Genomic DNA, 24,948 nt, shown 5'->3' on the forward strand with positions numbered 1-24,948 from the left:
TACAGTACCTAATATTTATTTTTTTACATATTTGTTTATCATGTAGTTTGTGATTGGTCTAAGCGCTTTACCGGTTATCGGGTGAAATCCCGGGCCATCAAAATATTCAGGAACTCCATCCACTTTACAATACCAAATTTTCGCTTTACCACCTTCAAAAAAAGTAGTTGTATCAGAGACTTTTATTTTTTTTAATTCCATTATAGATTCATCGATGGGAATAATGGAACTTTCTGAAAAGCGACTGTTAATTTGACTATCACATGTCATGATTTCATAATGGTCTTCTTGCCATTGCATGCATTCTTTTTTTGGAAAGACAATGTCTTTTGTAGTATAAGCCATTGTGAATAATCCTATAGCTGCTATGAATGCGTAAAAAATATTTTTTTTTGATTTCTTCTTTCGATCTATTACAGCTAATGGTTTTTCAACCTGTGTAATTTCTTCCTGTCTCTTCACTATTACTTCTGATTCCTTTTCCTCACGGTTTCCCTGTTTCGCAAATTTCAGGAACGGTCTTGGTGTGTAATCTACTAAAATGGCCAATAGATTGATGCTTTCTAAATCATTGGTATCCGTTTTTCCTTTTATAAAGTTTTCAATTGCACGAAACCGGTCTGTTTCTGCCTGGAGTTTATTCATGATTCCCTCTCCAAATTCAAATCCAAAAAATACCTTAAAGGTTGTCAGGTCATCCTGATGCTGATTGTTTTTCAATCGCTCTACACAAAGTCTTCTCAAATTAGCTCTGCTTGGCTGCAATAAAAATCCCGAATAGATTCCTTCTTTTTCTTTTTGATACTGTTGTTTAATGGCCTTTTTATAGGCTTCTAAGTCATTTTGTTTCATGGGTGGTCAGGATTTTTCGGGAATAATCGGGAAACATCGGAAATACCGGAATTCCTTGTTCAAACCTAGACAAAACCAGCATTCCTTTGTCTCAGAATTAGTTCTTGCCCTGATTCGCGATTAGGACAAATGTACAAAACTACTTCTAAAAAAGTGTGGCTCTACAGAACTGAATACGTATTCGGGAAGTATACCAAAACGGTTCTGTATCTGCCCGCTTCACTTCCCAAAAATATTTCGAGTACTCAAAACTGATGACAGCAAAATGCTCTTGTCATGGCTTCGGGAAAGTCCCGAATAGCCACAACTATGTCAAATTTTTAACAAACAATACCATGAAAAAAGTTATTATATTTTCGTTTTTTATCCTGTCATCTGTGATGATGACTTCTTGTACAACCGATTCTGTTGCTGATGCGGCTGCCCCATCTCAAAATGTGCATGCTGATAATGAAACGGGTGGACAAACCGGTCCAACGAACCCACCCAGACCTTAATTAAATGAAAATAATTTTTCTGTTTAATTAAATTCTATAATTTCGGGGAATGTTACGAAAAAAAGTACATTTCCCGATTTTTATTTTTCTACTGCTGTTTTGTTTTTGTTTGGGATCTTGTGATAAAATTATCAAGGACCAAGATATCAAAAAAAGAGCTTATGATTCAGTTGTTGATTTAGCTGAAATTTGTTTTGAAAAGCAGCAATATGAACAAGCATTTAAATACTATACTGATTCAAAAGCATTTATCTGTAATGATCAACCTGAAAAACATATATATACCCTAGGTAAATTGGCAGAGATTTACCGAATTAATGGTGATTATTTAGAAAGTGAAGCAACTGCTACGGAAGCGTTTAATTACTTTGAAGCATGTAAAGATTCCGTATATAAGGTCTATATTTATAATTGTTTAGGAATTAATTTTCAGGAGAAAGAAGATTTTAATAATGCGCTTTGGTATTATCAAAAGGCTTTTCAGAGTGCCAATACTGAAACGGATAAACTTATTATTAAAAACAATATTGCAGTGGTTTATCTTGAAAAAAAAGATTATAAAAAAGCAGCAGAAGAGTTAGAACCTTTGCTTTCCAATACCGTTTTGCGACAAAATGCAGTAAATTATGCTAAAGTTTCAGATAATTTGGGATTTGCATATTTCAATCTGAATAAACCTGAGGCGTATATTTATCTTTCACAATCACTTCATATTCGGGATAGTCTTAAGAATGATTTTGAAAGTATACCTTCTTTTATACATTTTTCAACCTTTTTTCGAGCAAGTAATCCCAAACTATCATTAGAATTTGCTAAAAAAGCATTAAATGCAGCAACAAGGGTTAATAATCCGGAGGATAAATTAGAAGCGTTGGATCTTCTAATAAAGAATTCTGATGGGGTGCAGTTAAAAAAATACTATAATCTCTATTTTACTCTAAATGATGAAATCATCAAAAAGAAGCAAAATGCCAGAAACGCATTTGCTAAGGTTAAATACGATTCAAAAAAAGCTATTGAAGCTAAAGAAAAGATTAAGAGACTAACAATAACAATTGGAATTATCTCTGTTTTGGGTACTATTCTGATTTTTGTTTACCTCCGGTTTCAAAACAGACGGAAGCTTAAACGATTAGTTTATGATACCGAAACACGTATTGCCAAAAAGATTCATGATGAATTGGCTAATGATATTTTTCAGACCATGAGTTATGTTGAGACTCAAGATTTACAGCACCCGGAGAAAAGAGAAATTTTACTTGATAATTTGGATAATATTTATACCAGAACCCGAAATATTTCACAACAGAACAGTGAAATATCTACTGATATGGCTTTTCACAAATCATTACTTGATTTACTCAATAGTTTTAACAGTGATAAAGTGAGTGTCATAATAAATAACAGTCAAGCGATTGATTGGAATAAACTTAAAAAAGAGTCAAAAATTGCATTGTACAGGGTACTACAGGAACTAATGGTGAATATGAAAAAACACAGTCAGTGTTCTTTAGTAATAATCAGCTTTACGCCTAAGGGCAGAAAAGTTGAAGTGCGTTATTCTGATAATGGTCAAGGCATCAAGTGGCAGGCAGTCTCTAAAAAAGGATTGCAAAATGTGGAAAACCGTATTCATACTATTAGAGGAACTGTTATTTTTGAATCAGAATCAACCAAGGGGTTTCGTGTAACTATTACAATTCCGTACTAATGAGCAAATACAATAAAATATTAATTGCTGAAGATATCGATAGTATAAATATTGCTGTTGTACAAACACTAAAGCAATTGGGAATCGTTCATATTGAACATGTTAAATATTGTGACGATGCATTACTTAAAGTAAAAAAAGCGATATTGGATGGTATGCCTTATGATTTGTTTGTATGTGATCTGTCTTTTGAGGCTGATCATCGAGATGTACTCTTGAGAACAGGAGAAGAAGCTATCGCAGCCATCAGAAAAATACAACCTGAATTAAAAATAATCGTCTACTCTGTCGAAGACAAGACTTTCAGAATTAAATCATTGTTTGAAAATCTGCAAATTAATGCCTTTGTACACAAAGGGCGTAACAGTATTGAACAACTGAAAAAAGCAATAGATTGTATTGGTACGACAACCGGTACATACATTTCACCTAATTTACAATACATCTTTAAAGATACTATAAGCCGTGAGATTGATGATTTTGATGTGCAGCTTATCAAACAATTGGCCATGGGTGTATCACAAGATGAAATGGAATTGAAGTTTAAAGAACTGGGTATTACGCCCTCCAGTAAAAGTTCTATTGAAAAGCGAATCAGCAAGCTTAAAGATTATTTTAAAGCCAGTAATACGGTGCATCTCATTGCCATTGCCAAAGATCTTGGTATAGCGTAACCCAGCGTTTTATTATTATACTCTTTACGGTTTTCCGTATTAAACAATTCTTATTTACTCCTAAGTTTATAAAATGGTAGTACTGCATTTTGGTTGCAGACCTATGGGTTAAAATTGTACTGTTTTGGACATAAGAGTAATCATAAAAATACACGAACTTTTGTTAGCCAAGCGTGCCGGTAATTCGGAGGCGTTGGCTGATAGGTTGGGACTTTCTGTTCGTACCGTGTACAACTATATTACTTTTATGAAAACTGAATTGAATGCCCCCATTGTCTACGATTCACTAAACAAAAACTATTGCTATGAGCGGGAATGCGAATTGAATTTCCGGGGGTAGTAATTAAAATAAATTAATTACTTACTTTTGTGTGATAAGTTAGGTTAAAACCAGCTTATCAACTTTACATTGCTCCCCAAAGCTTATAATTTAAGAATATGATAATCATAAAAATACCTTATGAAACAGATTTATATTGTCTTTTTATTGCTACTAGGGTTGCATTTTGGATATGCGAGTGAAAAAAAGGCGGTAGCAGCTACTGCAACTATAACAGGAACTACCACTGTGTGTCAAAACTCGGCAAGTCCGTTGATTACTTTTACGGGTAGTGGGGGAGTTGCTCCTTACACTTTTACTTATACCGTTACAGGTACTCCGGGAAATCAAACTATTTCAACTACCGGCACTAACAGCACTGTAACATTGTCTGCTCCTACAGGAATGGCAGGAACATTTACTTATACTTTGGTTAGTGTTACTGATTCTTCACCACCACCTACACCAATTAGTGTTTCGGGGAGTGCAATTATAACTGTAAATTTTCAGGCTAATGCAAATTTAAATTCTAGTGCAACGGCTGATAGTTTTAATGGTTTTCCTGTCTTTAAAATATGCAGCAATCAAACAACTGATATTGATTTTTTCAATGCATCAACGACTTTAATTACAAATACTAACTACTCTATTAGTTGGGGAGATGGTTCACCAAATTTTACTGCCACAAGTTGGAATACTGTCACCCACAGTTATGCTGTGGGATTATGGACAATGGTTTATACAATAACAGCACAAAATGGTTGTAATGTTTCTAAAACGTATAAAGTATTTGTAGGCAATAATCCTGCAGTTGGACTTGGTAATCCAGGAAATACAGATGTATGTATTACATCTGCATTGACATTTCCAATTACAGGGACAGAAAATAATCCACCAGGAACAACATATACTGTCACTTTCAATGATGGTTCCCCACCAACAATTTATAATCATCCACCGCCTTCAAGTATTACTCATAATTTTTTAATTAGCAGTTGTAATGTGACAAGTACTGTTGGTTCAACATATCAGAATTCTTTCTATGCAAGTATTATTGCTTTAAATCCGTGTGACCAATCATCTGCTACAGTTGTTCCAATAAGAATATCAACTCCTCCTGTTGCGGATTTCAATCTCCCTCAAATTACGAAATGTACTAATAGCCAAATATGTTTGACAAATACCTCTACAGGAGGAGATGCTGCTTCATCGTCAGGCTGTACAGCTCCTAAAATAATATGGACAATAGTTCCAAATACAGGTTTTAATGTTACAAGTGGTAGTTTGGGAAATGACTTTGGATCATCCAATACAAATTCATGGACAGGTGGTACAAGCAGTATTTGTCTGACGTTTTTGACTCCAGGGAATTATTCGATTACGATGAAAATTGGTAATAGGTGTGGAGTAGATCAGAAAACTAAAAATATTTGTGTTGAAGCTCCATTAACACCGCAATTCAATTTAAATACAATTACTGGCTGCACACCAGTTGCAGTAACCGCAACTAATAATACGAGTATCACTAATTCATGTACACCACCAACATATCTTTGGCACGTTACTTATGCAACCGCTTATTGCGGAACTACTGCACCGACTATTCCTGATCAGACTACAGCCAATGCCTCTTATACTTTTACTGAGCCAGGGACTTATACCATCAAATTAACGGTAACGAATTCCTGTGGCAGTTTTAATACTACTCAAACCGTCACGGTTAAAAAACCTCCGACAGTGAGTTTAGCGGCCATCAGTAATACCTGTGGAAGTGCTTCAATAACACCTAATGCTACAGTCACTAACTGTGCTCCAAGCGGAGGAACGTTAACTTATGCCTGGAGCTTTCCCGGTGGTACGCCCTCAAGCTCCACTGCCGCTAACCCCGGTATCATAAATTATCCTGCCGGTGGTCCTTACACGGTATCTTTAGTGGTAACGAATGAATGTGGTCCCTCCAATACCGCTACACAAACTTTTACAGTAAACACCGCCCCGGTAATTACTAATGCCAGCTTAGGTCAAACTATCTGCTCCGGTTCAACAACTACTTTGGTGAACTTAACCGCCAATCCGACAGGAACAACGTTTAGTTGGACGGCTTCTGCTACCGCCGGTGTTAGTGGATATACCTCATCAGGAACCTCAAATACGATACCGGTTCAGACTATTACAACTACCAATACGAGTCCCGGAACTGTTACTTATGTTATTACACCAACTATAGGGACTTGTTCAGGAACTCCTGTGAATTATGTAATCACAGTTAATCCGGCTCCTACCATAACCACTCAACCTGCTTCAAGTTCTGTTTGTTTGGGAGGCAGTCCGACCCCTTTAACGGTAACACTTAACAGTTCTTCTGTTGTACCGGCTTACCAATGGTATTCAAACACGAGTAACAGTACAAGTGGGGGGACTTTGATTCCGGGAGCCACGAATGCTACCTATAATCCACCGGCAACCACAGCCGGTACCCTTTACTATTATTGTGTTTTATCCTTGTCATCGGGAGGGTGTTCCAATCTAACAACCAATGTTGCTACTGTGACTGTGAATCCATTGCCTACGATTACCACGCAACCTTTAACTACCCAAAATATTTGTGTCGGAGGTAGTATTCCTGCTTTATCAGTGGCTTATATTGGTGGGGTGGGTACAGCTACTTATCAATGGTACAGTAATACGACTAGTGCTACTACCGGAGGCACTATGGTAGGAACCAATGCGGCAACTTACACACCGGCTGCTTTTACTACAGCCGGGACTTACTATTATTACGTTGTTATCAGTTTGAGTGGTAATGGTTGCGGTTCAGTTACCAGTTCGGCCGCAGAAATTGTAGTTGTTGCAGATCCTATACTAACAACACAACCTTTGGCCACTCAAACGTTATGTCAAAATGCTACAGCCTCCGCTTTAACTGTTGTTGCTTCAGGAGGAGTAGGTTCTTTTAGTTATCAATGGTATTCCAATAGTTCAGCATCTACCAGTGGGGCCACATTAATTCCCAGCGCTGTTAATGCTACATATACACCTCTTACCACAGCAGTTGGGACCAAATATTATTTTTGTATCATTGGTCAAACCGGGTTAGGTTGCGCTGTTACCAGTTCTTTTGCCCAAGTTATTGTCAACGCCTCGCCAACAATTCAAAATCAACCAGTATCGAGTACTGTTTGTTCAGGAGGTATCCCTACAACATTATCGCTGACCTATACTAATGGTGTTGGAACACCGACCTATCAATGGTACAGCAATACTTCTAATGCCACTACAGGCGGTACCTTGTTGAGTGGTGAAACCAATCCAACCTTCACACCTCCCGGGACGATGGTAGGGACCGTTTATTATTACTGTGTTGTTTCATTCCCTGCCTTGACAGGCAGCTGTGCAGTCGTTACAACAAATGTTGCTACAGTAACAGTCGATGCCGGGGCGGTAGTTACCCAACAACCGTTACCCAACCAAAGTTTGTGTGTTGGAGCAGCGATTCCAACTCCCTTGACGGTTGCATTTTCGGGAGGTACCGGAACTCCAAGTTATCAATGGTACAGTAATACCACTAATACCACTACCGGTGGTACAGTGGTAGGAACCAATTCTGCCAGTTACACTCCGCCGGTATTCAGCACCCCAGGTAGTTATTACTATTATGTGGTGATTAGCTTAAACGGTAGTGGTTGCGGGAACATTACCAGTCAGGTAGCTCAAATAACTGTAGTAGCAGACCCGATCATTACGGCTCAACCTTTGGCAACACAAACCCAATGTCAAAGTTCTGCTACAACTCCTTTAGTAGTTACAGCAAATGGAGGAATCGGAACTTTTTCTTATCAATGGTATTCTAATGGTACCCCATCCAATAGCGGTGGTATTTTGATTACCGGAGCCACTACCGATACCTATTCTCCTCCGGCAACTACAGTTGGGACCTTTTATTATTATTGTGTTGTTTCACAAACAGGATTGGGCTGTTCAGTTACCAGTTCGGTAGCTACCGTTGTGGTAGTACCTTCGCCTGTAATTACCACTCAACCTCAGTCGGCTATTGTATGTGCAGGTACTGCATTATCTCCATTAACAATCGCTTACAGTAACGGAACAGGTACGGCCAGTTACCAATGGTATGATGATAACGGTATTATAGTAGGAGCAACCGCTGCTGCATATACACCTACCAATACTGTTACGACAAGTTTTTATTGTGTTATCACTTTTTCGTCCGGAGGTTGCACCAATATTACGTCCAATACGGCAACTATTACTATTAATCCTGCTCCTGTGATAGACCAACAACCAAGTCCTGTTCAAAGTGTTTGTGTGGGTGGTAGTATAGGAGCGTTAACCGTAAGTTATATTGGTGGTGTTGGAACAGCTTCCTATCAATGGTACAGTAATACCACTAATACCACGACCGGAGGTACTGCAGTGGGTACTAACTCAGCAAGTTATACACCACCTGCTTATACGACTTCCGGAAATTACTATTATTATGTTGTTATTAGTTTCAGCAGTGGTGGTTGCGGAAGTGTTATTAGCTCACCAGCAGAAGTGAATGTTGTTGCTGACCCCACTATAATCGTTCAACCCCAAGCGATACAAACCGTTTGTCAAAATTCGCCTGCTATGCCATTATCGGTGGCCGCATCAGGGGGGATAGGTACCATTTATTCCTATCAGTGGTATAGCTCTACAGTTAATTCAACAACTTCAGGAACATTATTGACAGGTGAAACAAACAGCACTTATACACCCCCCACCTCAATAGCCGGGACATTGTATTATTATTGTATGATTACTCAGCCAGGTGGTACAGGTTGTAATGCAACCAGTGCTGTTGCGGCCGTTACTGTAAATCTGGCTCCTGCTGTTGTAAATCAACCTCCCTCCAGTACCATTTGTCTTGGGGCAACGCCCACTACATTATCATTGACCTATGCTAATGGATCCGGTATACCCAATTATCAATGGTATTCCAATACAACGAACTCTAATAGTGGCGGTACACCTATTTCAGGAGCTACAGGAGCTACTTATAATCCGCCGGCGACTTCTGCGGGTACCTCTTACTATTATTGTGAAGTTACTTTTCCAACCCTTGTAGGTTCCTGTTCTTTAATTACCACTAATGCTGCTGAGGTAATAATTAACCAATATCCTGTGATTGCTCCTGAAACTACTATTATTTGCAGTAGTAATGCTTTTACAATTACACCGACTACTGCATCAGGTAATATCATCCCGACTGGTACTACTTATACTTGGACGACTCCGGTTATCAACCCTTCAGGGGCTGTTACGGGTGCTTCCTCGGAAACTACATCACAAAGCAGTATCAGTCAGACTTTGGTTAATTTGACTACAAGTCCTGCCACAGTTACTTATACTGTCACACCGATAGCAGGAAGCTGTGCGGGTAGTCCTTTCACGGTAACCGTTACTGTCAATCCTTCCATAAACCCCAATGTAGTGGTCACCAATAATAGTTGTTTTGGAGTGAATACGGCTTCTATTACTACCAATATCACAGGAGGTATTCCTTTCAGTTCAGGTACGCCTTATCAATTAAGTTGGATAGGACCTAATGGGTATACCTCCTCAGCCACCTCTATTTCCGGTGTGTCACCCGGTATTTACACCGTAACCATTACGGATGCCGGAGGTTGTCCTTTTTCCAATTCCTATACCATTACGGAACCAGCAGATATCGTAATTACCACCAATAGTGAGAATGATATTACCTGTTACAGTGCCAGCAACGGAAGTATCGATATTACCGTTACAGGTGGCACAGGAGCCTATACTTACAATTGGACCAAAAACACAGCTCCTTTTGCGGTTACCGAAGATCTTTCAAATCTCAGTCCGGGCACTTATGTGGTTACGGTTACTGATGTTAATAATTGTGGTCCCAAAACCGCGACTTTTACCATCACAGAGCCACCTTTATTAGTAGTGAGTTTGGTGTCACAAACCAATGTACTTTGTTATGGTGCTGCTACCGGTGCTATTAACGTAAGTATAATAGGTGGAACGCCTAATCCGACGACTTCAGATTACAGTTATGTATGGTCTGGCCCTAATGGGTTTACTGCCAATACACAAAACATAAACAATTTATTTGCGGGAACTTATGACCTTACAGTTACCGATTTTAACGGATGTGCTAAAAATCTAATTGTAACTATAACGCAATCAACGGATATTGTCATTACCTATACTACGACACCCATTACCTGTTACGGAGCTAATAATGCCTCCATGACCGTTACTTTATCTGGTGGGAATGCCCCTTATACCTATCAATGGAGTAATCTGTCCACGGCATTGTATCAGGACAACTTATCAGCAGGGAACTACACGATTACGGTGACGGATAATGTAGGTTGTATTAAGACTGCTACTATCGTTATCCCGGAAGCTCCTGTTTTTATGGTGAATCCTATCGTAACCCAGATTACCTGTCATGGCGCCCATAATGGTAGTATTAATTTGAATCTTACCGGAGGAATAGCTCCTGTGGCTTTAACCTGGAGTGATGGCAGTACGGCCGGACTTATCCGAAATAATTTAGGACCGGGTACCTACACAGCTACCATATCCGATGGGACACCATGCTATATCATCAGGACTTTTACCATAGTAGAGCCACAAGCCTTGGTGGTGTCTTCCAATCTGATTAACGCTTTTGACTGTACTGATGCCAGCAGTGGCGCTATCGATTTGGTTGTGGCCGGCGGGACAATGCCATATACTTATGTTTGGTCCAACGGGGCTGCAACGGAGGACTTAACTGATTTGACTTCGGGGACTTATGCGGTAACTGTTACTGATGCCAACAGCTGTATTGCGACTGCGCAGTATACCATTGTCAGACAGGATCCTCTTGCTATTGCTGTGACTACCCAAACTGATTTTGATTGCGCGGCACATTCCGTCAATCAAAATTTTGTCGCCCAGGCTTCCGGAGGGATTCCGCCCTACCAATTCCAGTGGTCAAGCGGTGTAGTCAGTGGGGCGAATCATGAGATTATGCACACCAATGCTAATGGGACGGTATTGCTGACCGTAACGGATTCAAATGCTTGTACAGCTACTTACACCGTTAATGTGGATACACCGGTACTTGGTTATCCGTCATTTGACACTACTTCTTATGGTTACATCACTTATGGTATTTATGCGATAGGAGATCCTATTCAGTTTCAAAGTACCGTTACCGGTGATTATGAATCGGTAATATGGGATTTTGGCGATGGTACTTTTTCTTCTGAATTGAATCCGGTGCATACTTATCTCATCCCTAAAGATTACATTGTAACGCAAACGGTGACTTATCCTTTTGGCTGTGTTTATGTGCAAACCATAAGCCTCCTCATAGAAAAAGGGTATGTGCTTGTCGTTCCTACTGCTTTCACGCCGAATAATGATACTGTAAATGATACTTACCGTCCGGTAACCAAAGCCTTAAAGAATATTAAACTGGATATTTATGATACCTGGGGTTCCTTAATCTACTCGGAAACGGGAGATGTTTTGGTAGGGTGGAATGGAAAGATCAAAGGGTTTGATGCTGAAAACGGCAACTATTACAGTAAGGTGAGTGCCGAAACCTTCTATGGTCAAATAGTCAATTCCAATCAAACATTCGTATTAATCAAATAAACACCTTATGAATTCTAAATTACGAGTGTTTTTGTGTACACTGACCCTTATCGCTTTTGTTGAAGCCAAGGCGCAAGATCCTGTTTTTACCCAATACATGTTGGTTCCCGAAACTCTTAATCCTGCTTTTACCGGTATTGCTAACGCCTGGAATGCCGGAATATTAAACCGCAGACAATGGCCTGATGGTAACCGTCGTATGGATACCCGTTATGGTTATGCCAATAATATGGTGACCGATCAATTGGCCGTAGGCGGAACGATTTTAAATCATCATGAAGAGTTTACGAATTACAATTATTTTCAATTGAACGGCGCCGTTTCTTACCGTGTTGAACTCGATTATGATTGGCGGTTGCGGTTGGGATTGGAAGGCGGTTACGGTCGAAAAAATTTTAATTTCGGGAATTTACTCCTGGAAGATCAAATTAACATCAATGACGGGTCTATCAGCGGTGGAAGTATTGACCCCGGTGTGTTGCACAGTAATGATAAAATTGATTTTTGGGATTTCTCTGTAGGTGTAGTTATTGATAAAGAAGATGCCTGGTTTGGAGCCTCTTTAAAACACATTAATCGTCCGGACATCTCTTTCACCGAAACCGGAAATGTCCCTTTGGATATGTTTTTGAGTATCCACGGCGGTTATTATTTGACTTTGGATCGTGCTCCTCTGAGTTTTCTGCCGGATGATTCGGATGTATTATTTACGTTTAACTATATGCGCCAATCCCAATATAACAGATTGGATATTGGAGGGGTAATGGAAATGCCTATGTTTTCTTTTGGTGTAATTGCTGCCACAAATCCCGAGCGAAAAAGCGGTAACAGTCATTTCATTACTTCAGTCAATCCGGTTATTTCGATGAAGTTAGGAGAGTTTACTTTTGGATATTCCTATGATTTAAATACTTCGAAGATGGGGCATACTCAAGGAGTACACGAACTTTCTTTGACGTGGCAGTCTAACCATACCTGTAATCGTTGTGATAATTACAAAGTTAAACTGAAACGTAACGGCGAAGCGGGGTATACCCATTAACTTTCTTTTTTAAAGACCTGATACCAACCATCCCACGGGATGGTTTTTTTGTGCTTTACGGTTTTCCGTAAGGATTGCGTTTGGATTGAGAGTAAGTTTGGATAAAATCTAACTCGAATACATCATGGAACTACAACTACAACTCAAAGCCCTGGCAGATAAGATTAATCAGTTAAAAGATAAGATAGAAACCGAAGAATCCACTAAGCATGCCTTTGTGCTTCCCTTTATTAATTTGTTAGGTTATGATACATTCAATCCTACCGAAGTAGTTCCGGAATATACAGCCGATTTAGGGTTGAAGAAAGGGGAGAAGGTCGATTATGCTATAGTTGAAAATGGGGAGCCTATCTTGATTATCGAATGTAAAAACTGGAAAGAGAATCTATCGGTGCATGGCTCTCAGTTGTTTCGTTATTTCCATGTTTCAAAAACCCGATTTGCCTTATTGACCAACGGTATTGTTTACCAATTTTTTACGGATTTGGATGAAAAAAACAAAATGGATCAAAAGCCCTTTTTGGAATTTGACATCACTAATTTAAAAGATAACAGCATAAATGAAATTGCCAAATTTCACAAGTCCAACTTTGACGTGAACAATATAGTTACTAACGCCAGTTCACTCAAGTATATTCAGGAGATTAGAAAGCAAATCGAAAATGAATTGGATACTCCATCTGTTGAATTCATCAAGTTTTTTGCCAATAAGGTATATGCCGGGCGATTGACAGAAAAAGTAATGGAAGAATTCAGAGAGTTGGTGAGTAAGGGTTTTAACCAATTTATCAATGAAAAAATCAATGATCGACTCAAATCAGCTCTGACTAAAGAGACTCAAAAGCAACAAGCTGACCAAATAGATCCAATAGAAGAAGGGACAAAAGTACTTACCACAGAGGAAGAGATGGAAGGTTATCGTGTGGTAGTAGCTATACTAAGACGCAAACTACAGGTTAGCCGTATTGTTTATCGCGATACCCAATCTTATTTTGGAATTCTGTTGGATGATAATAACCGCAAACCATTATGTCGCTTGCATTTTAATGGAGGTAAAAAATACCTGGGCTTATTTAACGATAATAAAACTGAAAAGCGCCAAGCTATTGAAACGGTTGATGATATTTATCGATTTGAAACAGAGTTGTTAGAGACGGTTAAATTTTATGAAGTTGACTAAAATTTAAATGAGATATGAAAAAAAATACAAAGGGAATAGTAATATCAATCACAGATTTTATCGGATTCGTGAATAAGTCTGGTGGGTCAAAAATGACAAAAGTAAAGCAACTTAAAAGTAGAGATATGTATCATCCATCTAAAGATTTTTACAAATTACTTCGTGAGGAGATAGTTGAATTACATCAAAAAGGAAATCAAGTAAAATTCTTAGAACATTTATTAGATCGCTTAACTGATATTAAGAAAAGAAATAATTATCCAGTTGTTATTGAAGGTTACAAGAAATTTATTGGTAGAAAAAAGATAATTTGGTTTGAACCACCTTCAAAGCATTGGCTTATTGGGGACTTGGATGTTAAGATAAATCCAGAGTTGGGATTGCGCTTTGGTACAAAGGCAGTCGTAATAAAGCTTTATTTGTCTGCGGATAAAATAACAAAAGATAAAGTAATGCAAATACTTTCATTGATGGAAAGTGAACTGAGGAGTGAAGTAGATGAAGAAGTAGTATTTGGTATTCTTGATGTTAAAACTGGAAAGCTATTTGAAAATGCCAATAAAGATGTTTCCTATTTACCTCTCTTAGAAGGAGAGGCGAGAAGTTTTGAAATAATTTGGAAAGGAATTAATTAATAATTGTGGTAGTGTTTACTCCGGGATAGTTTTCCATATAGCTGTTCCGGTTGTAAACATTTTAGGCAGCAATTTAAATTTTCAACACTGCATTCCAGTTGCAGACTAAAATTATAAACTTGATTTATAAATTATAAATATGGGATTTCGTTTTCAAAAAAGAATTAATCTGGGGAAGGGAATTGGATTAAACCTCAGTAAGTCGGGTGTTTCCCCAAGTTTTCGTACCAAGTTAGGCAGTTTTAGCGCTAAAGGTTTTTCTTTAAAAACCGGATTGCCGGGTGTGAGTTATCGAAAAAGCAGCAATTCTAAAGGATGCCTTATTTTAGTACTCCTTTACATCACATTGGGTTTTTCACTTCATACTCTTTTAAAATTATAGCAATATGAAATCAACATTTGGGTTACTTATTTTTTTATTATTTGTTACAATATCCTCTGCACAGGATAAAAAACTCATCGCTAATAATTGTTCTCGTGGCTGTACCGGTTCAGAATATTGTGCTTCCTGTAAAAACTGCAGCGGTTGTAAACATTGTGCCAAGGAAGGAGGAACTTGCGGCGTTTGTTCTCCTTCTAAAAAAACTTCAAAAGCCAAATCGGTAAAAAAGAAAAGAAAATAAGTGTGCTTTTTTATTTGTTAAAATAAAACTCTTATTTTTATAATTAACTAGAAATTAGTTTATTATTTATGAAAGGAATAGTCTTATTAGTTGGCATAGCTCTATTATTAGCTTTAGCACCTTTACCAATCGGGTATTACACTTTCCTCCGGTTAGCTGTTACGGTTACTGCTATTTTTATACTAGTAAGAGAATTTAAGAAAGGAATATCCCTTTGGCTTATCCTTTTTATCATTACTGCTGTACTTTTTAACCCCATCATCCCCATCTACCTTTACCAAAAAACGCTATGGATGCCTATAGATATAGTGGCAGCAATACTATTCTTCAGTTATTCATTTAAAAAACAATAAACTTGTTTTCAGAAGTTATAAGGTCATTACTTAAGAAATTGCAATTTGTATTTATTGTAATTATCAGATTTATCAGGATACTTTTCCGATGGCGAAAAGGAGTTCGGATTATTTATTTGAACTACGATAAAAAACACCTCTTTGACAAAAGTTATATTGTAATCAATTATCGTTTTAGAAATGCCATATGTTATCGATTTGGCAAACACCTCACGCTTGAAAAACAAATCAAAATATTTGATCTCCAAAATTTTGAACAGGAGTTTGATTTGAAGGTCTACGGTTTCTTTCAAAGTAAAACCTATCACCTCAAATTTGTACCCCAACTTACCCTTGAAGCATCTAGTTTTAAAACCAAGTTTTCCAATCTGACAGTACAGTTACAGAACACAAAAATTCCAAAACTATTGCCCATAGCAATTTACTGTACTATTAAAAAACCGATTGTTTTAACTCCAAAACCCAGACTAAAACACAAAACCCTTACAATAAATAGACCAACGTTTAACCCAACCGATTTTATATGAAAAATGAATCCTATTCACCGTCCCAAGAACGAGAATACTACAAACTGCCTCAATCCGGAAGTGTAATGCGTTTCCTCTGGAAATGTGCCGGTGGTGATCGCTATTTATTAGAGCGAGCCACCTATTCAGATCAAATTAAGTATATGTGTCTTGGTGGTATTGTATTTGCCACCGGTGCCATGGCAGGACTCGCAGGAGGCTATGCATTTTATACCATTTTTGAACCACATGGTTCGGCTATAGAAAATCCGATACATTATCCAACCGTGTTTTTAGCATTAATTTTTGGAATAATTTGGGGATTAATGATTTATAATATTGATCGATTTATAGTCACCAGTACAGGGAAGGGTGATGGAACAGAAGCCATAACAGTTGGCGAGTTAAAAAGTGCTTTACCACGTATTTTGATGGGCATTATCATTGCGATGACCATTTCTAAACCTGTTGAGATTAGGATGTTTAAAACTGAAATTGACATTAAACTGCGTGAAAAACAACTTGAACAGCAAGCACAATATCAAGCAAAAGTTGATAAGACATATTCTGATCGTGAAAAATTATTAGAAAATGAATTTGGTTCCATAGCCAATGACAGAACAAAATTAATAGAACGAATTAAAGTAGCAGAACAGGCATATACCGATAACCTCATGGGAAAGGCTAATGGGATAGGTGCTGGTAATGGACCACTATCAAAGGCATTGAAATCACAATTAGATAATTTGGAAAAGCAATTAGAAGATTTTGACAGACAAAATGGAAAAGATTTAATAGAATTGAATAAAAGAAAGGATGCGCTTAGGGTAGCTAAAGAAAATGAAAGAGGAAATAATGAGAAAATTGCTAACGGACTAGATGGATTACTTGAGCGAATAAAAATTGCCCATGAAGTTTCCGGGTTCTGGATTTCTCTTTTTATAACATTACTTTTTATGGCGATAGAGTTGACCCCAATTTTCTTCAAGTTGATGCTTACCAAAACCACTTATGATTATTTGGCTGAAAACCGGGATGAGTTATTGAAAGCAGATTATGGCATTGAAGTCAAATATGATTATTACAAAGATAAAGATGGTATTGAAAGACACCTCACTATAAACCATGAAGCCGAGCGCATTATTTTTGAAAAAAGAATGGTGACTAATATTCAAAAAGAACTAACTAAATATGCTGTGACTAAGTATAAGGAAAGGGAAATGAAAAAGATAGATGATGATTTAGGTGGTTACATCAAATCTATCGACCAAGATGAATAAAGTAGTTAGTGACATACGGCTTTTTCTGTTCACCTGTTCCGGGGAAGATAATTACATTCTTAAAAGATGCAACAACTCCATGCAACTCAGGTTTGCGTTGATTGGTTTTTTTGTGGTGTGTATATTCGTGGGTTGTTTTCTTAGTGCTTATTGTTTTGTAGATTCACTATTTAACGGAGCCTCCTGGATTAGTTTCCCCTTGGGAATTATTTGGGGAGCTATAGTCGTGAATATTTATCTTTTACTGTTGCATACCATTTCACCGGCTATTATCCCGCTGTTGGCCAAAAAGAAAAGAGGAGTTACTACCGAAATAGAGGAAACTGAAAGCAAAAGTACATTCCTATCACTCTCTATGTTTTTAAGAATTGGATTTATGATGATGTTGGCCATTATCATTGCTCAACCCCTAAACGTTTTAGCGCTTAAATCATCCGTTTCAACCAGTATTGAAAAGCACAAAGTTACTGAACGGGTTAAGCTTTATATGGCTAATAATGCCAGTCTCATTGACGAGGAGCTTTTGAATCAGCAAGATTTTAATCAAAGGCTCAACTATTTTTCCGGTGCTCAAAATGACATACAAATATCAAGACATTTGACCCTTATTAATTCTAAAATTAATGATGATAAGCAATTTGCAAAAGAGGCTCAAATTAAATTAAATGAGCTGAACAAAATAGAACACTGTTCTTCCATCACAGCACGACAAAATCAACAGAGAGAAAAATTAATTCAATCACTTGATGGTTTACTGAATAATGTGTTGACCTCAGATATTAATTTTACAACATCACTCAGTTCCATCTCATTTGTCGGAGTATTGAAAAATGATGGAGATGTGTTTAAAAATAAGTTATTGTACCTTGTAAATGAAAAAATAAATAACTACAATGCACTTAATGATTTACTCAACAGAAGTAACTTTTATGTCAAGACGATTCAATTATTGTTAGCAGAAAATCCTGTTTCCTGGTTTTTAACATTTGGTGTTTGCCTGGTTTTTTTGTTGCCCATTATTTTTAAGTATAAGGTTCGAGATTTGTCAGCCAAACTTTTTGCTGAAAAAGATTATGATATTGAAATTAAGCGCTTACGATCTGAATTAATTAACACTACAGATTTCAAATGGCTGGAAAAAAAGATTAAAGCCACTACTATTCAAGAAATCAGAACCTCTGATTATTATTTCCAGCGAATGCTCATAGAGCACAAAATCATTTTGGAGGAGTATGCCAAAGCGAAAAAGCAATTTTCTAAAATATTAACTGCCAATATTAAACGCTATAACCAAAATTCATTCCTGCGATTGCAACCACTTTTGGATAAGCTTCAAACCATAAATCCTAAGCGATATCAAGAATACCACCGACAAATACTCGAAGATTACAAAGAAGAAATAATTATAAAGTATGAATATTGGCTTGATATGCCATTTCGCACCAAACGAGTACATACAGTTAGTATTTCCAATACAGAAGTGGGACTTCTTGATTTTGTGTATAACCGTACAGATGAGGGTGAATCTCCTGATGAAATCTAAATGACAGAGAAAATAACAAATATCATCAAAGAAGAACCTTTTACCGGAGAGGATGGTTTGTCCTATATCAGAGTTACTAAAGAAATTTTAACTCCAAGAAAGACTTACCTGAAAGGAATCATCAAAGGAAAGTATTCCGGGAATAAAATCCCTGATGATTCAGATAAATACGATTTATTTGATTTTACTATTTATGAAGCTGAAGTCAGTTGCAACTCTATTGATGATTTCAGTAAAAACAGGCCTTTTATTTTCCCTCAAGATTTCAAAAACATTACGAATTGCAATAAAATAAAAGGTACTATATTCCCTAAGGAGAAACTCCCTAAAACGTTGCCGGTTATTATATCAGCCAATAATAAAACATTCGGAATTAATGTGTTAGAACCACAACTTTTTGAATTTGAAATTAACCGAAAATATCATCAGACTGAAGGAGATGATGTTTTTGGAACATTCACCGCCTTTTTAACCGGTTACGTTTTTGATTATGAAAGGGAAGAGGAAGAGGAAATTCTCGGACCAATTGTTGAACCTCCACCGCCTCCACCAGAACCCCATAAATGTGAGTCTAATGGTATCAAGACCGGAGAGTTTGAAAAAAAGAAGGGCTACATCAGATACGAGTATTTTTGTCAACATCATCCCGATACTGTTTGGGGGCCATGGATTAAAAATGGCCCAATAATAGATACTCCACCCGGAAGAGGAGGCGGAGGTAGTGGTTGTTTTGGTGACATTATTACTGTTATCGGGTTGGTTCTTTTTGTTGGATTTCTTATAGCCGTTTTACCTGTAGTGCCTTATTTTTTAGGTTTCTATATTATTATTTTATTAATTGGGCTTTTATCACCTTACTTGAAATGGATTTTCAGGATATTGGGGCTACTCTTACTGCTTGCCTTTTTTGGTGCTTTGGTGAAAACATGTAGTAGCAGCTCTTCAAGGGTCTACCATCCAGCTCCGGTGGTTACGGATTCCAGAGAAAACACTCCTGTCGTTGAGCCAACAGTCAACAATACAGATAACCATCCTACTGCAGACAGATGGATTAAGCATTACAGAAAATGGCAGGATTATGAAGGCGTGATATATGAGGGCTATTATAAGATAAAACAAAGCAGTGTTGACCGAGCACATGCCTTTAAAAACAGTTTAGGGCTAACACAGAACAACATTAACTCGTATGACGAAATTGTTTTTAATTTAAAAGAGAACGACAAAAATGAGCTATCTCATGTCTATACTTTATTTGACAGTATCAATAAGACAAATAAATTAGACAGGATAAGATTTGCTAAAATGATAGTATCCTTTGTTCAGGATATCCCTTATGCCATTGTATTAGAAGAAACTTGCGATCCTAATTTATACAACGACAGTTTTACCCGAAACTTTCTTTTACAAGGTAAAGGAGATTGCGACCCTTATGAACGCTTTGGTATTAATACACCGGTTGAGTTTTTAGCCAATTTAAAGGGTGATTGTGACACGAGAACCTTGCTGTTATATACCCTATTTTCTCACTATGATTATGATGTGGCGTTGATGAGCAGTGAATTCTACGGACATTCTCTTTTAGGAATCAATCTTCCTATTGAAGGAACTGCCTATATTTACAATGGCCAAAGTTATGTTCTTTGGGAAACTACAAGCCCTAATGCCATGCCCGGCCGAATATCAAATGAAATATCGAACTTAAATAACTGGAGAATATCCTTAAAATCAAAATAACATGAACAAGCAGAGTCTATTTTTTACATGTTTAGTAGCGGTCATAGCTGTTGCCCTTATGCTAATGATTATACAATTTATCACCAAGAGGTTTAAAATCAGTACTGAGAAAGATGGTACCATCATTTCGTCTTATGCCATATGGGTTTCTACATTGTTAGGTTCATTCTTTTTGTTTTTGAAAACAGCGTTGGAACAAACCGAAAACACCATTGAAATTATCATTTATTCAAAAACTATAAATGATACTTTTATGCAGGTTATGCAAAGGATTGTAATTTATACCGGTTTTTCCTTTCTGTTTACTTTTTTGTCCTATTACATCGTTCACAATGTTCTGAAATTACTCTTCGGAAATCGGACTGACAGTATTGAAATTGAAAGAAATAACAAATCCTATTTTTTAATCAAAGGGTTAACTACCATTTTTTTGGTATTTTCATTGCTTACTATTTTTGAGCATTTTCTGAAATGGTTTGCTCCTGCAGTTGACACCCCATTTTATCATTAACACATTTATCCCTGACTAATGAGAAAGAATATTATTTTGCTATTGTTTTGTACTATGATTTTTATTCCGAATAAATCATGGTCCCAAAAAGACACTATCAGTATAGGGGCATATATAAATTCTTTATATGATTTTAATCTGACTGATAACTCCTATAAAACCGAATTTTGGTTATGGATGAAGTATGATAAGAATGCAGAATTAGACAGTTTACCAAATCAAATAGAGTTTATTAATGCAAAATCTGCTCCTCAGATTGAAGCCGCCAGTACTAATTCCAGAGGTAAAGTAAATTGGTTTGGTGCAAAGTACATAGCTGAATTTCAAAAGAACTGGGATGTTACTTCATTCCCGTTTGACAAACAAAAGCTGAAAATTTCAATTGAATCGGGGGAATATAGTAGTGATAAAATCGTATTCAAATGTGACTATAAGAATTCAAAATTGAATCAGGACATTAAAGACAATATTAATGAGTGGAATGTAATACAATCAAAATTTTACATTGATGAGTCTCATTATAATACTACTTTTGGTGACCCAGATTTAAAAACAAAAAGTAGTTACCCTTCTTTTAATTTCGAGGTCTATTTAGCCAGAAAAGATCCTTATCTAGTCCTTTTTAAGCTTATTACCGGATTATTGGTAGCATTTATAATCAGTTGTTGTGTTTTTTTTATCAAGCCTACCAATACAGATCCTCGATTTGGATTGAGTGTGGGAGGTTTATTCGCCGCTATAGGTAATAAATACATCATTGAAAGTAAAGTACCGGCAACAAATCAAATTACACTTTTAGATAACATTCATAATCTCACCTTTGTTTACATACTAATAATTACTATTTTATCCGTAGTGTCGTTACACATTTTTGAAAAGAATACCAAATCGAGAAAAGAAATGTCTCGACGATTAGACAGGGTAGCTTTCATCACTATATTTTTATCCTATTTCACCATCTTATTTTGTATAATTTGGTAATGTTAAATTCCATGCTACATTTTGGCTATAATATGAAAACAAAACTGTTATTATTAATTGGTATACTCTCCCTGAGCCTCAACGCCCAAATCAAAACCCTTTCCTGGAATCTGGAGAATTTCGGAAAGTCAAAGTCGGATGCTACCATAGCTTTTATCGCTACTACTGTTAAAGACTACGATATTGTGGCATTGCAGGAGGTGGTAGCGGGCAGAGGAGGCGCCCAAGCCGTGGCGCGATTGGCTGATGAATTAAACCGTAAAGGGGCTAAGTGGGATTATACCATCAGCGATCCTACCAGTGGCAGTGCCAATAAAAGCGAACGTTATGCGTATTTGTGGCAAACGGCCAGAGTGACTAAAGTAGGGAAGGCGTGGCTTGAAAAAAAATACAGTACTGAAATTGACAGGGAACCTTATTTGGCTACGTTTGTTTATGAAGGAAAGCAACTCACTTTGGTAAACTTTCATGCGATTACCAAAAGCAAACAGCCTGAGACCGAGATTAAATACTTCCGTTATTTGCCTGTGGAATACCCTAATTTGAATTTGGTTTTTTTGGGTGATTTTAATTGCCCTCAATCCCACAGTGTATTTGGTCCTTTACGCAATATGGGTTACCAATCGGTATTTAAGAAGCAGAAAACATCTTTAAAAAGAGAATGTAAGCAGGAGCAATGTTTGGCCTCTGAGTTTGATAATCTTTGGTATCACCGTATGAAAGTCACCATCGTCAAGAGTATGGTACTTCCTTTTTATACTTTTTTCAGCGACTTGAAAAGTGCCCGGGTTATTTCGGATCATATCCCTATTACAGCCGAGTTGCAATTACATTAAAATTTCTACTCTCATGAAAAACCTCACTCTCCGTTGTTTAAAAGTCGCTGTTCCAGTGGTGTTACTTCTATCTTTACTTTCTTGCCGAAAGACAGAAACAGCTGCACCAGTATCATTGCGGGATACTGCAGTTCCTGACAGTTTGAGCGAAGAAGAGCAGCAAACCTTTCACCAAGACAGCAGTTACCAATATGAATACCGAACCGGTACCAGTGGTGATTATCACTACACTTATGATATCAGTGGGACAGACAGCAATGGCGATTCGGTGCATGGTACTGTTACCATGGATGGAAAGACCGGAACAGGAACTATTACCACTATGGGGGGCGATGAGATTGATGTAGAGGTGGAGTGGACCGGTAAAGGCATCTTAACCGGAACGGATGCAGAAGGTAACAGCTATGATTTAGAAGTTGATTAAATATTGTATCTTTAACTTAATAAACTACATATATTATGAAAAAAGTATTGGTGTTATTGTTGTTTTTTGTCATTACTTCCTTTAAAACAGTTGCTGACGATGTTTATATTTGTGACAGCAAATATGCTACCAAATATCATTATAGTGATACCTGTCGTGGTTTGAATGCCTGTAAACATGAGATTGTCAAATTAACTGTTGAAAAAGCAAAGAAAAGAGGTTTTACTCTGTGTGGGTTTGAGGATTAATTTATTATAGTCATTTAAGAAAACAATATGTTTGGTGATTAATTGAGTATAACAGATGGAAATATTTATTCCATTTTTATTTTGGCAAAGCAGTCGTGAAGTTTTTATTTTCATTATTGTATAGTTCCAGTTCGTTCTTATTATTGAGAATAAAATATTCTCCATTGTATCCACCTTCTTTATAATCATATCTGGTTCCTTTATCAGTCTTAGTTTCTTTTAGCTCTTCCTCACTTGTCTGACCATTTTTAAAAACTGTTTTGAGGATTATTTTGTTATCTTTTTTGTAGATAATGAGATTTGAAAATGTATACTTATTTTCATTCCATCTCCCGATTCCATCTCCGTCAATTTTTTCGGAGAGTTTGTCTTTGTTTAAATCTTCTTGAGAAGTAGAGCCTATAATGTTTATTTCCAATTCAGGATCGAAATTGCTTGTAGCCCATGCAAATGGACTGTTTTCTAATTCTTTAAGTTTATAATTAATATAAAATCTTCTTTGTTTGTCTTTTGAGTTGTATAATTCCTCCGCCAGCGTTGCGATTTGTCCTTCTGTCAGTTTTTTGTTTATTTCAACTTCCAACTGATTTTTTTCAAGATCAGCGTTACTCTCATCGTTTATGATATTGTATGTAAATCCATCCGGCAATGGCTCTTTAGTATATTTTCCAATTTTTGAGTTTTCACCACATGAAATTAATGAAATTAGTACGAGAAGGAGCAGAGGTAAGTTTTTCATATTTATTTTGTGTTTGAATTATTTATATCCTTATTGCTAAGGAGTTGAACTTAAATTAATAAAAATCTAGTGTAAGTATCTAAAAAAACAGCTGTTTTAAAAAAGTAAAAACCGGCTGTTTTCAGATTGTTTAATTTCTGCAATCAATCAATCATAATTGTTCCGGCCTCACAAATGTAAACCTTGTTTACCCTGGTGTCGCCATCATAATGGTTCTCTAAAACTTGTCTTAGTTCTTCATATTCCTCATTTCCAACGACCTTTAAGATCTTGACATTAATTAATCTCCCTATAGGGGTAATTGCATATAAGCTGTCAGTGGTTGTTTTGGCAAATTCTGAACCACCAAGAAGTCCATAGCTGTCATAAGTAGTTTGCAGTGATTCTACGAATGAATCCGTTTCCTTAAATAACTCACTTTTGCCAGGAGTACACCCTATTATCGCAATTAAACAAATTATTAATAGTATTATTTTTTTCATACTTGTTCTCCTTTTTTAAATTTTAATTTAGGAAATGTACAATCATTTAATTTCGAATTTATACGGTTTTCCGTAAAAGGGATAAAACTTGAGGAAGGTCTATCTTTTAT

Annotated in this window: 22 protein-coding genes; 19 read left to right on the top strand and 3 right to left on the bottom strand. The window is 36.9% G+C overall.

Annotation, left to right across the window (positions count from 1 at the left end; genetic code table 11):
* Positions 1-15: 15 nt before the first annotated feature.
* Complete coding sequence (locus ACSVH6_RS04595; RefSeq protein ID WP_438076034.1) at positions 16-852, bottom strand: hypothetical protein; 837 nt, start codon at positions 850-852, stop codon at positions 16-18.
* A gap of 335 nt (positions 853-1,187) precedes the next feature.
* Between ACSVH6_RS04595 and ACSVH6_RS04600 the strand changes: the two genes are divergently transcribed.
* From ACSVH6_RS04600 to ACSVH6_RS04690, 19 genes are all read left to right on the top strand, one after another.
* Entirely contained in the window at positions 1,188-1,349 is a 162-nt protein-coding gene (locus ACSVH6_RS04600) for a hypothetical protein (protein WP_438076036.1), read from the top strand.
* Between the two features lie 49 nt (positions 1,350-1,398).
* Positions 1,399-3,060: a tetratricopeptide repeat-containing sensor histidine kinase gene (locus ACSVH6_RS04605; protein ID WP_438076038.1), complete on the top strand. Its 1,662-nt coding sequence runs from the start codon at positions 1,399-1,401 to the stop codon at positions 3,058-3,060.
* Positions 3,060-3,734 (top strand): response regulator, encoded by a 675-nt coding sequence (locus tag ACSVH6_RS04610; RefSeq protein ID WP_438076040.1) that lies wholly within the window; start codon positions 3,060-3,062, stop codon positions 3,732-3,734. Before ACSVH6_RS04605 ends, ACSVH6_RS04610 begins: the two co-directional genes overlap by 1 nt.
* A gap of 124 nt (positions 3,735-3,858) precedes the next feature.
* A complete protein-coding gene (locus ACSVH6_RS04615; RefSeq protein ID WP_438076041.1) occupies positions 3,859-4,074 on the top strand; it encodes an HTH domain-containing protein in 216 nt (71 codons plus the stop codon).
* 120 nt (positions 4,075-4,194) lie between these two features.
* A complete protein-coding gene (locus tag ACSVH6_RS04620; protein WP_438076043.1) occupies positions 4,195-11,721 on the top strand; it encodes a PKD-like domain-containing protein in 7,527 nt (2,508 codons plus the stop codon).
* A 7-nt stretch (positions 11,722-11,728) separates the two neighbouring features.
* Positions 11,729-12,763, top strand: coding sequence for a PorP/SprF family type IX secretion system membrane protein (locus ACSVH6_RS04625; RefSeq protein WP_438076045.1), 1,035 nt, complete (start codon positions 11,729-11,731; stop codon positions 12,761-12,763).
* Positions 12,764-12,887: 124 nt separating this feature from the next.
* Positions 12,888-13,943: a type I restriction endonuclease gene (locus tag ACSVH6_RS04630; protein WP_438076047.1), complete on the top strand. Its 1,056-nt coding sequence runs from the start codon at positions 12,888-12,890 to the stop codon at positions 13,941-13,943.
* Positions 13,944-13,957: 14 nt separating this feature from the next.
* Entirely contained in the window at positions 13,958-14,578 is a 621-nt protein-coding gene (locus ACSVH6_RS04635; protein ID WP_438076048.1) for a hypothetical protein, read from the top strand.
* A 139-nt stretch (positions 14,579-14,717) separates the two neighbouring features.
* A complete protein-coding gene (locus ACSVH6_RS04640; protein ID WP_438076050.1) occupies positions 14,718-14,960 on the top strand; it encodes a DUF4236 domain-containing protein in 243 nt (80 codons plus the stop codon).
* Between the two features lie 4 nt (positions 14,961-14,964).
* The gene (locus ACSVH6_RS04645) at positions 14,965-15,201 is read left to right on the top strand and encodes a hypothetical protein (protein ID WP_438076052.1); all 237 of its coding nucleotides are present in this window, start codon (positions 14,965-14,967) and stop codon (positions 15,199-15,201) included.
* 68 nt (positions 15,202-15,269) lie between these two features.
* On the top strand, positions 15,270-15,554 hold the full coding sequence (locus tag ACSVH6_RS04650; RefSeq protein ID WP_438076054.1) for a DUF6804 family protein: 285 nt from the start codon (positions 15,270-15,272) through the stop codon (positions 15,552-15,554).
* Positions 15,555-16,077: 523 nt separating this feature from the next.
* Positions 16,078-17,340 (top strand): DUF4407 domain-containing protein, encoded by a 1,263-nt coding sequence (locus ACSVH6_RS04655; RefSeq protein WP_438076056.1) that lies wholly within the window; start codon positions 16,078-16,080, stop codon positions 17,338-17,340.
* Positions 17,333-18,883: a DUF4407 domain-containing protein gene (locus ACSVH6_RS04660; protein ID WP_438076058.1), complete on the top strand. Its 1,551-nt coding sequence runs from the start codon at positions 17,333-17,335 to the stop codon at positions 18,881-18,883. Before ACSVH6_RS04655 ends, ACSVH6_RS04660 begins: the two co-directional genes overlap by 8 nt.
* A complete protein-coding gene (locus ACSVH6_RS04665) occupies positions 18,884-20,617 on the top strand; it encodes a hypothetical protein (protein WP_438076060.1) in 1,734 nt (577 codons plus the stop codon).
* 64 nt (positions 20,618-20,681) lie between these two features.
* On the top strand, positions 20,682-21,128 hold the full coding sequence (locus ACSVH6_RS04670) for a hypothetical protein (RefSeq protein ID WP_438076061.1): 447 nt from the start codon (positions 20,682-20,684) through the stop codon (positions 21,126-21,128).
* Positions 21,129-21,146: 18 nt separating this feature from the next.
* Positions 21,147-22,109 carry a hypothetical protein gene (locus ACSVH6_RS04675; protein WP_438076063.1) on the top strand — a complete coding sequence of 321 codons (963 nt, stop codon included), beginning with the start codon at positions 21,147-21,149 and terminating at the stop codon, positions 22,107-22,109.
* A gap of 32 nt (positions 22,110-22,141) precedes the next feature.
* Complete coding sequence (locus ACSVH6_RS04680) at positions 22,142-22,945, top strand: endonuclease/exonuclease/phosphatase family protein (protein WP_438076064.1); 804 nt, start codon at positions 22,142-22,144, stop codon at positions 22,943-22,945.
* 13 nt (positions 22,946-22,958) lie between these two features.
* Positions 22,959-23,369 carry a hypothetical protein gene (locus ACSVH6_RS04685; RefSeq protein WP_438076066.1) on the top strand — a complete coding sequence of 137 codons (411 nt, stop codon included), beginning with the start codon at positions 22,959-22,961 and terminating at the stop codon, positions 23,367-23,369.
* Positions 23,370-23,404: 35 nt separating this feature from the next.
* The gene (locus ACSVH6_RS04690) at positions 23,405-23,617 is read left to right on the top strand and encodes a hypothetical protein (protein WP_438076067.1); all 213 of its coding nucleotides are present in this window, start codon (positions 23,405-23,407) and stop codon (positions 23,615-23,617) included.
* A gap of 76 nt (positions 23,618-23,693) precedes the next feature.
* Here ACSVH6_RS04690 and ACSVH6_RS04695 read toward each other — a convergent pair whose 3' ends face one another.
* Together ACSVH6_RS04695 and ACSVH6_RS04700 are read right to left on the bottom strand one after the other, a co-directional pair.
* On the bottom strand, positions 23,694-24,356 hold the full coding sequence (locus tag ACSVH6_RS04695; protein WP_438076069.1) for a hypothetical protein: 663 nt from the start codon (positions 24,354-24,356) through the stop codon (positions 23,694-23,696).
* A gap of 143 nt (positions 24,357-24,499) precedes the next feature.
* Positions 24,500-24,838, bottom strand: a complete 339-nt coding sequence (locus ACSVH6_RS04700) for a hypothetical protein (RefSeq protein ID WP_438076071.1) — start codon at positions 24,836-24,838, stop codon at positions 24,500-24,502.
* Positions 24,839-24,948: the final 110 nt, after the last annotated feature.

Source organism: Flavobacterium sp. XGLA_31 (assembly GCF_051547105.1).
In the GTDB taxonomy this organism is placed as follows: Bacteria; Bacteroidota; Bacteroidia; order Flavobacteriales; family Flavobacteriaceae; genus Flavobacterium.

Coding starts and splice junctions, on each gene's coding strand:
- ACSVH6_RS04595 (WP_438076034.1), bottom strand. CDS start 852: ATGAAACAAAATGACTTAGAAGCCTATAAAAAGGCCATTAAACAACAG.
- ACSVH6_RS04600 (WP_438076036.1), top strand. CDS start 1,188: ATGAAAAAAGTTATTATATTTTCGTTTTTTATCCTGTCATCTGTGATG.
- ACSVH6_RS04605 (WP_438076038.1), top strand. CDS start 1,399: ATGTTACGAAAAAAAGTACATTTCCCGATTTTTATTTTTCTACTGCTG.
- ACSVH6_RS04610 (WP_438076040.1), top strand. CDS start 3,060: ATGAGCAAATACAATAAAATATTAATTGCTGAAGATATCGATAGTATA.
- ACSVH6_RS04620 (WP_438076043.1), top strand. CDS start 4,195: ATGAAACAGATTTATATTGTCTTTTTATTGCTACTAGGGTTGCATTTT.
- ACSVH6_RS04625 (WP_438076045.1), top strand. CDS start 11,729: ATGAATTCTAAATTACGAGTGTTTTTGTGTACACTGACCCTTATCGCT.
- ACSVH6_RS04630 (WP_438076047.1), top strand. CDS start 12,888: ATGGAACTACAACTACAACTCAAAGCCCTGGCAGATAAGATTAATCAG.
- ACSVH6_RS04635 (WP_438076048.1), top strand. CDS start 13,958: ATGAAAAAAAATACAAAGGGAATAGTAATATCAATCACAGATTTTATC.
- ACSVH6_RS04640 (WP_438076050.1), top strand. CDS start 14,718: ATGGGATTTCGTTTTCAAAAAAGAATTAATCTGGGGAAGGGAATTGGA.
- ACSVH6_RS04645 (WP_438076052.1), top strand. CDS start 14,965: ATGAAATCAACATTTGGGTTACTTATTTTTTTATTATTTGTTACAATA.
- ACSVH6_RS04650 (WP_438076054.1), top strand. CDS start 15,270: ATGAAAGGAATAGTCTTATTAGTTGGCATAGCTCTATTATTAGCTTTA.
- ACSVH6_RS04655 (WP_438076056.1), top strand. CDS start 16,078: ATGAAAAATGAATCCTATTCACCGTCCCAAGAACGAGAATACTACAAA.
- ACSVH6_RS04660 (WP_438076058.1), top strand. CDS start 17,333: ATGAATAAAGTAGTTAGTGACATACGGCTTTTTCTGTTCACCTGTTCC.
- ACSVH6_RS04665 (WP_438076060.1), top strand. CDS start 18,884: ATGACAGAGAAAATAACAAATATCATCAAAGAAGAACCTTTTACCGGA.
- ACSVH6_RS04670 (WP_438076061.1), top strand. CDS start 20,682: ATGATTATACAATTTATCACCAAGAGGTTTAAAATCAGTACTGAGAAA.
- ACSVH6_RS04675 (WP_438076063.1), top strand. CDS start 21,147: ATGAGAAAGAATATTATTTTGCTATTGTTTTGTACTATGATTTTTATT.
- ACSVH6_RS04680 (WP_438076064.1), top strand. CDS start 22,142: ATGAAAACAAAACTGTTATTATTAATTGGTATACTCTCCCTGAGCCTC.
- ACSVH6_RS04685 (WP_438076066.1), top strand. CDS start 22,959: ATGAAAAACCTCACTCTCCGTTGTTTAAAAGTCGCTGTTCCAGTGGTG.
- ACSVH6_RS04690 (WP_438076067.1), top strand. CDS start 23,405: ATGAAAAAAGTATTGGTGTTATTGTTGTTTTTTGTCATTACTTCCTTT.
- ACSVH6_RS04695 (WP_438076069.1), bottom strand. CDS start 24,356: ATGAAAAACTTACCTCTGCTCCTTCTCGTACTAATTTCATTAATTTCA.
- ACSVH6_RS04700 (WP_438076071.1), bottom strand. CDS start 24,838: ATGAAAAAAATAATACTATTAATAATTTGTTTAATTGCGATAATAGGG.